Source organism: Streptomyces sp. NPDC127177, from assembly GCF_042672475.1.
Taxonomy (GTDB): domain Bacteria; phylum Actinomycetota; class Actinomycetes; order Streptomycetales; family Streptomycetaceae; genus Streptomyces.
This window is the reverse complement of record NZ_JBHXUW010000083.1, coordinates 21,519-31,548: the sequence shown is the minus strand read 5'-3', so window position 1 is coordinate 31,548 and position 10,030 is coordinate 21,519. Positions and strand designations below refer to the sequence as shown.

Genomic DNA, 10,030 nt, shown 5'->3' with positions numbered 1-10,030 from the left:
CGATTCGCCGTGCAGCCCCAGACCAGCAGCGGTCGGACCGCCGGTCCACGGCCCGCTGCCGGGACGCTGCGGGCGACCAGGGCGGAAGGTTGTTTCTTGTGCGCGCGCACAGCGGTGGAGCAGTGCGGGCCCGGGGTACGGGGGATCTACCCCCGTACCCCCGCTCCTCAGTCCCCGGAGGGGCTCGATGGTGTCGGAGCGGGGCGTGAAGGCGTTGGAGCGGGGTCTGAAGGTGTCAGAGCAGGAAGTCTCGCGCGATGGACTCCGCCGCCCGTTCCAGCAGCGGCCCCGCCTGGGCCATGCACACCGCGGGATCGGGTTCCAGCGCGGTGAGCGCGTACGCACGGCGGATCCCGGCCCGTCCGAGTACCTCCGGCGCCAGCGCGAGGCGGCCGCAGACAGCGACGACCTCGATGCCCGCCGCGCGGGCAGCCGCGGCGACCCCGGCCGGGGCCTTGCCGTGCAGGGTCTGCTCGTCGAGCGAGCCCTCGCCGGTGATCACCAGCGTCGCCCGCTCCAGCGCGGGCGCGAAGCCGAGGACATCGAGCATGACCTCGATACCCGGCCGGAACCGCGCGCCGAGGGCGACCAGCGCCCCGTAACCGATACCCCCCGCGGCCCCCGCACCCGGCAGCTCGGCGTGGCCGGGCCCCAGCACGGACGCGTAGTGGGCGAGTGCCGCGTCCAGGACCGCGATGTCCTCCTCGGTCGCGCCCTTCTGCCGCCCGTACACCTCGGGCGCACCCTTCGGTCCGGTCAGCGGGTTGTCGACATCGCTCGCGAGGACCAGGTCGATCCCGGTGAGCCGCGGGTCGAGCCCGGACAGATCGGCCGATGCGAGGTCGGCGAGTCCGCCGCCGCCGGGGCCGACGGGCTTGCCGTCCGCGTCGAGGAACCTCGCGCCGAGTGCGGTCAGCATGCCCGCCCCGCCGTCCGTGGTCGCACTGCCCCCGACCCCGAACACAATGGTCCGCGCGCCCGCTTCGAGGGCGGCGAGCAGCAGTTCGCCGGAGCCGTGGGTGGTCGCGGTGAGCGGGGCGAACACGCCCTCGGGCAGATGCTGGAGCCCCGATGCCTCGGCCATCTCCACCACGGCGGTGGTGTCGCGCAGGGCGTACGCCGCGGTCACCGGCTCCCCCAGCGGCCCGGTCACCCGTGCTTCGCGTCGCTCGAATCCGGCGGCCACCGCGGCGGCCACCGTGCCGTCGCCGCCGTCCGCCACGGGCAGGGTCTCGACCCGCACCTCGGGTGCGATGCGCCGCAGCCCGGCCGTCACCCGCTCCGCGACCTGTACAGCCGTGAGCGAGCCCTTGAACTTGTCCGCCGCGACGAGCACGCGTGCGGTCACTGCTCCGTCCGTCACCTTGATTCCCTTTGCTTTCGAACAGGCAGTCGCGCCGCCCCGACCCTATCCGGACCACCCGCTCCCTGCCCATGGGTGTCCGTGCCCTGGACCCGCGACACCGGCTCGCTACGCTGACCGCGTGACCACAGATGACTACGCCACGTATATCTCCGGACTTCCCAAGGTGCTCGCGGGCGCGGCCTGCCTCTTCCGCGACGCCCGGGGACGGCTGCTGCTCGTGGAGCCGAACTACCGGGAGGACTGGGCGCTGCCCGGCGGCACGATCGAGTCGGCGGACGGAGAGACGCCCCGCCAGGGGGCCAGGCGCGAGTCGGCCGAGGAGATCGGGCTCGATCTGGAACCGGGCCGGCTGCTCGTCGTCGACTGGGCGCGTGGCACCGACCGGCCGCCGATCGTCGCCTACCTGTACGACGGCGGCGTCCTGGACGAGCAGCAGCTGAAGGCCGTGCGCGTCCAGGAGGAGGAGCTGCTGTCCTGGAGGCTGGTCGACCGGGCGGAACTCGGCAGCCATCTGCCCGAGCGGCTCCATCGGCGGGTGCGGGCCGCGCTGGACGTGCTGGACTCGGGCGCCGGCACCGCGGAGCTGGAGGACGGCCGGCCCGTCGGCTGACGGAGGGGGGTCCGGGCCGCCGCGTGCGGTAATGTTGATGGCTGCGAAGGGGAGTAGCCCTGCAAACCGGTCGTCGACACACTGGAACCTCCGGGTTCCCGGTGGCCGGGTTCGTGGATGGTCACGGGCGGGCGAGACCTTCGGTCAGGTATGACGCGTCCACGTCCCGTGGGTGCTGCCGTCATGCCGGGCCGAGTGGTCCTCCGAAAAGCCCGAACGGCACTTCGCGGAAGACCCGGGGCCCGGCTCCTACAGAAAGCCACCCGGAATGCATCTCGACCCCCTGGCGATCCTCACCGCTTTCGGGCTGATCTTCCTCGCGGAACTCCCCGACAAGACGATGTTCGCGTCGCTGGCCATGGGCACGCGCATGCGCCCGCTCTACGTCTGGTTCGGTACGTCGTCCGCGTTCATCGTCCATGTCGCCATCGCGGTCGGCGCGGGCGGTCTTCTCGGGCTGCTGCCCGGCTGGATCGTCAAGCTCGTCTCGGCATCCCTCTTCGCGTTCGCCGCGTTCATGCTCCTGCGGGCCGACGCGGGCGACGAGGACGACGAGGACGGCCCGAAGACCGTGACCGGCTTCTGGCCCGTGTACTCGACCGCGTTCATGGCGGTGTTCATCAGCGAGTGGGGCGACCTCACCCAGATCACGACGGCGAACCTGGCGGCGAGCAACGGCGCCTGGTCCACGGCGATCGGGTCCGCCGCGGCTCTGATGTCCGTGTCGGCGCTGGCACTGCTCGCCGGGCGCTTCATCGCCAAGCGGGTACCGCTCAAGACGGTTCAGCGCATCGGCGGGCTGTGCATGCTGGGACTCGCGATCTGGACGGTCATCGAGATCTTTACCGGCTGAACCGCTCAGGCCGGTACGGGAAAGGGCTCCGCGCGCCGCGGAGCCCTTTCCCGTACCGCACGCCGCCGAGCCCGCTAGAAGAGCGCCGGGGCGGTGTCCCCCATGCCGTTCTCGAAGGCCAGCAGCCGTTGCTTGCGGTCGAGTCCGCCGCCGTATCCGGTGAGGCTCCCGGACGCCCCGATCACCCGGTGGCAGGGCACGATGATGCCGATCGGATTCTTGCCGTTGGCCAGTCCCACCGCACGCGAGGCGCCGGATTTGCCGAGGATCCCGGCCAGTTCGCCGTACGAGCGGGTCTCCCCGTACGGAATCTGCCGGAGCTGCGCCCAGACGCTGCGCTGGAACGGGGTGCCGTCGAGGTGCAGAGGGAGGTCGAACTCCCGGAGTTCACCGGCGAAGTAGGCGTCCAGCTGCCGGATCGTCTCGTCGAAGGGGGCGGGGTCCGGCTCGCCGAAGGTCTCCTCGGGCGGCCGGTGGCGCTGATCGGTCATGTAGAGGCCGGCGAGGACTCCGTCGGTGGCGACGAGCGTCAGCCTGCCGTAGGGGCTGTCGGTCACGGTGTGCTGCCGGCGTGCCGTGCCGGCGTGTGGTGTGGTCACGATGGACTTCCTTGTGCGGGAAGGTGGTTGATGGGGTGGTCGTCGACGGTCCACAGGTACTGGACCGCGTACGCCCGCCAGGGCCGCCAGGCCGCGGCGCGGGCGGTGAGCGCGGCCGGTGTCGAGGGAAGTCCCAGTTCCTGCGCGGACCGCCGGATGCCGAGGTCCGTCGGCAGGAAGGCGTCCGGATCACCGAGTGCCCGCATGGCGATGACCTCGACGGTCCATGGCCCGAAGCCGGGCAGCGCGGCCAGTTCGGCCCGTGCCCTCTCCCAGTCGGTGTCGGTGCCCAGCCGCAGCGAACCGTCCGCCAGGGCCTCCACCAGGGTGGTGAGGGTCCGGCGCCGGCTGCGCGGCAGGGCCAGCTGCTCGGGGTCGAGTCCGGCCAGTGCCGCGGACGACGGGAAGAGATGGGTGAGACCGCCCTCGGAGTCGTCCACGGGCATGCCGTGGGCGGAGACCAGCCGGGCCGCGTGCGTACGGGCGGCGGCCGTCGACACCTGCTGGCCGAGCACCGCCCGGACGGCGAACTCCGCACCGTCCACGGTCCTCGGCACCCGCCGCCCCGGCGCCTTGTCGACCAGCGGTCCGAGCAGCGGGTCGGAGCGCAGCTGTCCGTCGACCGCGACCGGATCGGCGTCGAGGTCCAGCAGCCAGCGGCAGCGGCTGATGGCCAGGGTGAGATCGCGCGGGTCGGTGAGCGAGAGCCGGCAGGCGATGTGGTCGGGGTGCGGGGTGAGGGCGACGATGCCGTGCCCGTGGGGCAGGTCGAGCGTGCGGCGGTAGGCCCCGTCTCGCCACTCCTCCACACCGGGGACGGCCGTAGCGGCGAGGTGCCCGAAGAGGTTGCTGGGGTTGAGCGGTGCCCGGTACGGGAGCCGGAGCGCTATCACGCCGGGTGTGGCGGGCGGCCTGCTCGATCCGGTGGCTCGGGTGCGCAGCTCCCCCGGCGAGAGGGCGAAGACCTCGCGGACGGTGTCGTTGAAGGTGCGGATCGAGGAGAAGCCGGCCGCGAACGCCACCTCGGCCATGGGCAGCGCGGTGGTCTCGATGAGTACCCGCGCGGTCTGGGCCCGCTGCGCCCTGGCCAGGGCCAGCGGCCCCGCCCCCAGCTCCGCGAGGAGCTGCCGCTCGATCTGGCGGGCCGAGTAGCCGAGCCGGACGGCCAGACCCGGCACCCCTTCCCGGTCGACGACTCCGTCCCGGATGAGACGCATCGCGCGGGCGACGGAGTCGGCGCGGGCGTTCCACTCCGGCGATCCCGGGCTGGTGTCGGGCCGGCACCGCTTGCAGGCCCGGAACCCGGCCTGCTGGCAGGCGGCGGAGCTCGGGTAGAAGGTCATGTTCTCGACCTTGGGCGGCACGACGGGGCAGCTCGGCCGGCAGTAGATCCGGGTGGTCAGGACCGCCGTGAAGAACCAGCCGTCGAAGCGGGCGTCCTTCGACCGGACGGCCCGTACGCAGCGCTCGGTGTCGGTGTGCATGGTTCAAGCATGGGACACCGGGCAGGGCGGGGCTGGCGAGAATCCGACATCAGCCTCGGGCTGCCTGCACCGCCCCGCGGCCCTGTCGTTCCCGCCGCTCCCACTCCCCTCGCCCCGTCCCCGACTTCGAATGAGAATGGGACGGGGGAGACCGGTTGGCGACGGGAAGGAGACGCGACGATGGGTAACGCACACGAACCGCTCTGCCCGCATCTGCAACAGGTGGGGCCGGTGACCCCGGACAGTGCCGACTCCTGCACGGAGTGTGTCGCCCTCGGCGACAGCTGGGTACATCTGCGCGAGTGCCAGACCTGCGGACATGTCGGATGCTGCGACTCCTCCCGCAACAAGCACGCCACCGCGCACCGCTCCGCCAGCGGACACCCCCTCATCCGCTCCTACGAACCGGGCGAGAGCTGGTGGTGGTGCTACGAGGACCAGCTGACCTTCGAGGTCGAGGGAGCCGGACCGCCCCGGGCGGCCTGAGAGCGCGCCATCGGCTCTCCTGGGCGTCCGGGACGCTGCCCGACGTGTGTCAGGCCAGATCCAGCAGCTGTTCGGGCGAAGCCGTGTGCGCACATGCTCACCACGGCTCCTCCCGGTGTCCGTGCGCCACATCTTCCGGCGGGCCGGGCCTCTTCCGTCGGCCCGCACCGGTCAGTAGACGTCGCGCACATACCGCTTGTCGGCGGCGAGTTGCTTGACGTGGAGAGCCGCTCCGTCCTCGTCGAGTCTGCCGTGGGTGACGGCGATGTCGCGCAGCGCCCGGTCGACGTCCTTGGCCATGCGGGCGGCGTCGCCGCAGACGTGGAAGTGGGCGCCGTCGCGGAGCCAGGACCAGAGCTTGGCGCCGTGCTCGCGCATCCGGTCCTGCACGTAGACCTTGGCGCGCTGGTCGCGCGAGAAGGCGGTGTCCAGGCGGGTGAGGGTGCCGTCGGCGAGGAAGGCGGTCAGCTCGTCCTCGTAGTAGAAGTCGGTGGCGCGGTGCTGTTCGCCGAAGAAGAGCCAGTTGGGGCCGCGGTGGCGGCGTGCCCGGCGCTCCTCCAGGAAGCCGATGAACGGGGCGACGCCGGTTCCCGGGCCGACCATCACCAAGGGGGTGTCGGGGCCGGGCGGGGGCCGGAAGTGAGGCGCGCGCCGGACGGCGACGGAGACGGGGGCGTCCGGGGCCGCGTCCGCGAGGAAGGGTGAGCACACCCCGTTGCGGGGGCGGCCGTGCAGGTTCTCGTACCGGACGACGGAGACGGTCAGGGACACCCGGTGGGGTTCGGTGAGCGGGCTGGACGATATCGAGTACAGCCGGGGCTGGAGTCGTTTGAGGATGCCGGCCCACTCCTGCGCCGTGGCGCGGACCGGGTACTCGGCGAGGACGTCGACGGCTTGGCGGCCCCAGGACCAGCGGGCCAGCTCGCCCTTGTTGTCGGGGCGCAGCATCTTCTTCAGGGCACGGTCACCGGTGCGCTCGGTGATGAACCCCAGCAGGGCGGGGGTGAGTCCGGTGATGTCCAGGCGGCTGTGGAGCGCGTCGGCCAGCCGGAGCCCGCCGGAACCGGCGACCTCGATGGCGGCGTCGGCGTCGAGTCCGGTGACGGAAAGCCATTCGGCCACCAGGCCGGTGCTGTTGACGGGGTGTACGGCGAGGGCGTCACCGGCCTCGTAGAGGAGCGGGCCGTCGGCGCCGCGGGTGTCGAACGTGAACCGGCGGACCTCCTTGCCCGCGCCGGGGAGGCTGAGGAGCCGGTTCCCGGTCAGCCGGGCCGTCACGGGCGCCGGCTTGGCGCCGCGCACGGGTACGGCAGTGGGAGCGGCGGGCACGGCAGCGGGAGCTGCGGGCACGGCCGGAGCGGCAGCCGGCGCGGTGGTCGTCGGCTGCGCGGTGAGACCTGCGAGCACCCGGTCCAGCCAGCTCAGGGCGGAGGGCTCGTAGTCGGGTTCGCAGTCGGTGCGCGGGGCCAGCCGTACGGCTCCCAGCTCGTCGAGCCGCTGGTCGAGGCGGCGGCCGTGTCCGCAGAAGTCGTCGTACGAGGAGTCCCCGAAGGCCAGGACCGCGTATCGCCGGCCGTCCAGGGGTGGAAGGTCCGCGGCCGTCAGGGCCTCCCAGAACCCGGAGCCGTTGTCGGGTGCGTCGCCGTCGCCGAAGGTGCTGGTGATCAGCAGGAGGTCGGCGGCGGGCGGGAGGGTCCGCGGGTCGGCCTCGTCCATGCCGACGAGCCTGGCCCGGTGTCCGGTCGCGGTCAGCCGGTCGGTGGCGGCCGTGGCGAACTCCTCGGCGTTGCCGGTCTGTGAGGCCCACAGCACGACCACCTCACGGCCGCTGGTGGGGGCCGGCGTGGCGGGTTCCCCGGCGGTCCGCGGCGCCCGCGAGTACATCCCGGCGAGCGCGCCGTTCACCCAGCGCGCGTGGTCCTCGCCGAAGGGTGCGCCGGGCGGCAGTACGGGAACGCCCGGCATGCCCGTCGGCAGGCCGGCCAGGAATCCGGCCAGGTACTGGCGTTCGTGCTCGGCGAGTACGGGCGGCGGGGTGCTCTCCAGCCCGAACACGGCCGCGGCGCCGGTCCGGTCACCGCTCGGCGCGGGCTCCGCCCGCCGTACGGCGGGGGCGGCGCCGGGCGCCGGAGGGGGGAGGGGGGCGGGGGCCACCTTCGCGAGCGTCACCGCGCACATCTTGAACTCCGGCTGGAAGGAGACCGGGTCCACGGCGTCGCTGGTCACCGCGTTGACGCTGAGGTACTCGCCGAACAGGTCGTTCCAGTGGAAGGGCGCGAAGCAGCAGCCAGGCCGCACCCGGTCCGTCACCACGGCGGGCAGCACGGCCCGGCCGCGCCGCGAGGCGACCTCGACCGAGTCGCCCGCGGCGATCCCGAGGCGTTCCGCGTCCTCGGGATGGAGTTCGACGAACGGCGCCGGGTCGAGCCTGTTGAGCTTGGCGACCTTCCCGGTCTTGGTGAGGGTGTGCCACTGGTGCGGCAGACGGCCGGTGTTGAGGACGAACGGGTAGTCGTCGTCCGGCATCTCCGCGGCCGGGACGTGCGGACGGGCGAAGAAGACGGCGCGTCCGGACGCCGTCGGGAAGACCGGAGCGCCGTCCTCGGCGAGGTAGCGGATCGGGTTGCGGTCGGGCCCGTCGGCCGTCGGGGCGGGCCACTGCACGGGGGTGGTGCGCAGCCGCTCGTACGTCACACCGCACAGGTCGTAGCCGGTGACCGGGTTCGCGGCCCGTTTGATCTCCTCGAAGATCTCCTCGGCACTGTCGTAGCCGAAGGCGTCGGCGTATCCCATCGCGCAGGCGATCCGCGCGATGATCCGCCAGTCCGGCAGGGCCTCACCGGGCGGGTCCACGGCCGGCCTGGCGAGGGTGAGGTTGCGTTCGCTGTTGATCAGGACGCCCTCGCTCTCGCTCCACAGCGCGCCGGGCAGCACGACGTCGGCGTAGGAGTTGGTCTCGGTGTCCGCGAACACGTCCTGGGTGATGACGAGTTCGGCCGTCTCCAGGGCTTCGATGACGGTGCGCCGGTTGGCGACGGATGCGACGGGGTTGGTGCAGATGATCCAGCAGGCCTTGATCTCGCCCGCCGCCATCCGCTGGAACATGTCGACGGTGCCCTTGCCGGACCCGTCCTTGCGCACGGTGCCGGGTTCCAGGCCCCAGAGGTCCTCGACGAAAGCACGGTCCTCGTCCACGAGCACCGACCGCTGCCCGGGCAGCCCGGGCCCCATGTATCCCATCTCGCGGCCGCCCATGGCGTTGGGCTGGCCGGTGAGCGAGAAGGGGCCGCTGCCGGGCCGGCAGATCGCGCCGGTGGCCAGGTGCAGGTTGATAGTCGCGTTGGTGTTCCAGGTGCCGTGCGTGGACTGGTTCAGCCCCATGGTCCAGCAGCTCATCCACTCCCCCGCCTCGCCGATCCACTGCGCCGCCCGGCGGATGTCCGCCTCCGGGATGCCGGTGATCTCGGATACGGCGGCGGGCCGGTAGGCAGCCAGGAACTCCGGCATGGCCTCCCAGCCCTCGGTGTGCCCGGCGATGAACCCGGGGTCGGTGTGCCCGTTCTCGTGGAGGAGGTGCAGCAGGCCGTTGAGGAGGGCCAGATCGGTTCCCGGGTTGATCCGGAGGAAGAGGCCGGCCTTGTCGGCGGTGGCGGTGCGGCGCGGGTCGACGACGATCAGCCGGGCGCCCGCCTTCACCCGTTCCATCATGCGCAGGAAGAGAATCGGGTGGCAGTCGGCCATGTTGGAGCCGATGACGAGGAAGACGTCCGCCTTCTCGAAGTCCTGGTACGAGCCGGGCGGGCCGTCGGCTCCCAGGGAGAGCTTGTAGCCGCTGCCCGCACTCGCCATGCACAGACGTGAGTTGGACTCGATCCGGTTGGTCCGTATGAAGCCCTTGGCCAGCTTGTTGGCCAGGTACTGGGCCTCCAGGCTCATCTGGCCGGACACGTAGAAGGCGACGGCGTCCGGTCCGTGCTCGTCGAGGACCGCCCGCAGCCGGTGTGCCGTATCGGTGATCGCCTCGTCGACGGCCGCCGCTACGGGCTCGGCGCCACGCTCGGGCCGCACGAGTGCGGTGGTCAGCCGGCCGGGGGCACGGAGCATGTCGGCCGTCGTCGCGCCCTTGGTGCACAGCCGGCCGAAGTTGGCGGGATGGGCCTTGTCGCCCGACGCCTTGAGTACCTTCCTGCGGCCGTCGGGGCCGGAGCCGATGTCGAGCAGCATGCCGCAGCCCACCCCGCAGTACGAGCAGACCGTCCGTACCGGGGCGACGGCGGCCGACGAGCTCTCTGGGGGCACCGGGGGACCTTCCCGTGGATGGGATCGTGGCCCCGACGGTACGAATGTCCCATTACGCCGGTGTGACCCGGGCCGATCATGGGTGGTAACGCTCGCCGCACACCTGCTGGACCGTCGCTGTGAGATGAATCAGAAGGGGCAGCTGCCAGGTGGCAGCGGAAAGCTGTCCGCAGGAGCCATGCGTTCCTGACCGAACGGCTTGCTTCTGTGGCCCGAAAGGGCCCACTGGGCCGGTACCGAGGGGCGGGACGATGAGTGTCCTGGTCGTGCAGCACGTGCCGCAGGAGGGCCCCTACGCCGTCGCCACCGCGCCGGCCGGGGCGGGGCTGCGCG

Annotated in this window: 7 protein-coding genes; 3 read left to right on the top strand and 4 right to left on the bottom strand. The window is 72.3% G+C overall.

Translation table 11 applies throughout. From position 1 onward, the window contains the following. Nucleotides 1-235 precede the first annotated feature (235 nt). Nucleotides 236-1,363 (bottom strand): glycerate kinase, encoded by a 1,128-nt coding sequence (locus ACFVJX_RS33325; protein WP_384135552.1) that lies wholly within the window; start codon nucleotides 1,361-1,363, stop codon nucleotides 236-238. Between the two features lie 121 nt (nucleotides 1,364-1,484). Here ACFVJX_RS33325 and ACFVJX_RS33320 point away from each other — a divergent pair, with 121 nt between their 5' ends. Then, nucleotides 1,485-1,976 carry an NUDIX domain-containing protein gene (locus tag ACFVJX_RS33320; protein ID WP_384135554.1) on the top strand — a complete coding sequence of 164 codons (492 nt, stop codon included), beginning with the start codon at nucleotides 1,485-1,487 and terminating at the stop codon, nucleotides 1,974-1,976. 268 nt (nucleotides 1,977-2,244) lie between these two features. After that, nucleotides 2,245-2,829 carry a TMEM165/GDT1 family protein gene (locus ACFVJX_RS33315; protein ID WP_384135556.1) on the top strand — a complete coding sequence of 195 codons (585 nt, stop codon included), beginning with the start codon at nucleotides 2,245-2,247 and terminating at the stop codon, nucleotides 2,827-2,829. A gap of 74 nt (nucleotides 2,830-2,903) precedes the next feature. Here the strand turns inward: ACFVJX_RS33315 and ACFVJX_RS33310 are convergent, their stop codons facing one another. After that, nucleotides 2,904-3,428, bottom strand: coding sequence for a methylated-DNA--[protein]-cysteine S-methyltransferase (locus tag ACFVJX_RS33310; RefSeq protein ID WP_384135558.1), 525 nt, complete (start codon nucleotides 3,426-3,428; stop codon nucleotides 2,904-2,906). Further along, nucleotides 3,425-4,912: a DNA-3-methyladenine glycosylase 2 family protein gene (locus ACFVJX_RS33305; protein ID WP_384135560.1), complete on the bottom strand. Its 1,488-nt coding sequence runs from the start codon at nucleotides 4,910-4,912 to the stop codon at nucleotides 3,425-3,427. Before ACFVJX_RS33305 ends, ACFVJX_RS33310 begins: the two co-directional genes overlap by 4 nt. Nucleotides 4,913-5,092: 180 nt before the next feature. On the opposite strand from ACFVJX_RS33305, the gene ACFVJX_RS33300 reads away from it, so the two are divergent. Further along, nucleotides 5,093-5,398 carry a UBP-type zinc finger domain-containing protein gene (locus ACFVJX_RS33300; RefSeq protein ID WP_384135562.1) on the top strand — a complete coding sequence of 102 codons (306 nt, stop codon included), beginning with the start codon at nucleotides 5,093-5,095 and terminating at the stop codon, nucleotides 5,396-5,398. 171 nt (nucleotides 5,399-5,569) lie between these two features. On the opposite strand, the gene ACFVJX_RS33295 is transcribed toward ACFVJX_RS33300, so the two are convergent. Beyond that, on the bottom strand, nucleotides 5,570-9,622 hold the full coding sequence (locus ACFVJX_RS33295; protein ID WP_384135594.1) for a molybdopterin-dependent oxidoreductase: 4,053 nt from the start codon (nucleotides 9,620-9,622) through the stop codon (nucleotides 5,570-5,572). Nucleotides 9,623-10,030: the final 408 nt, after the last annotated feature.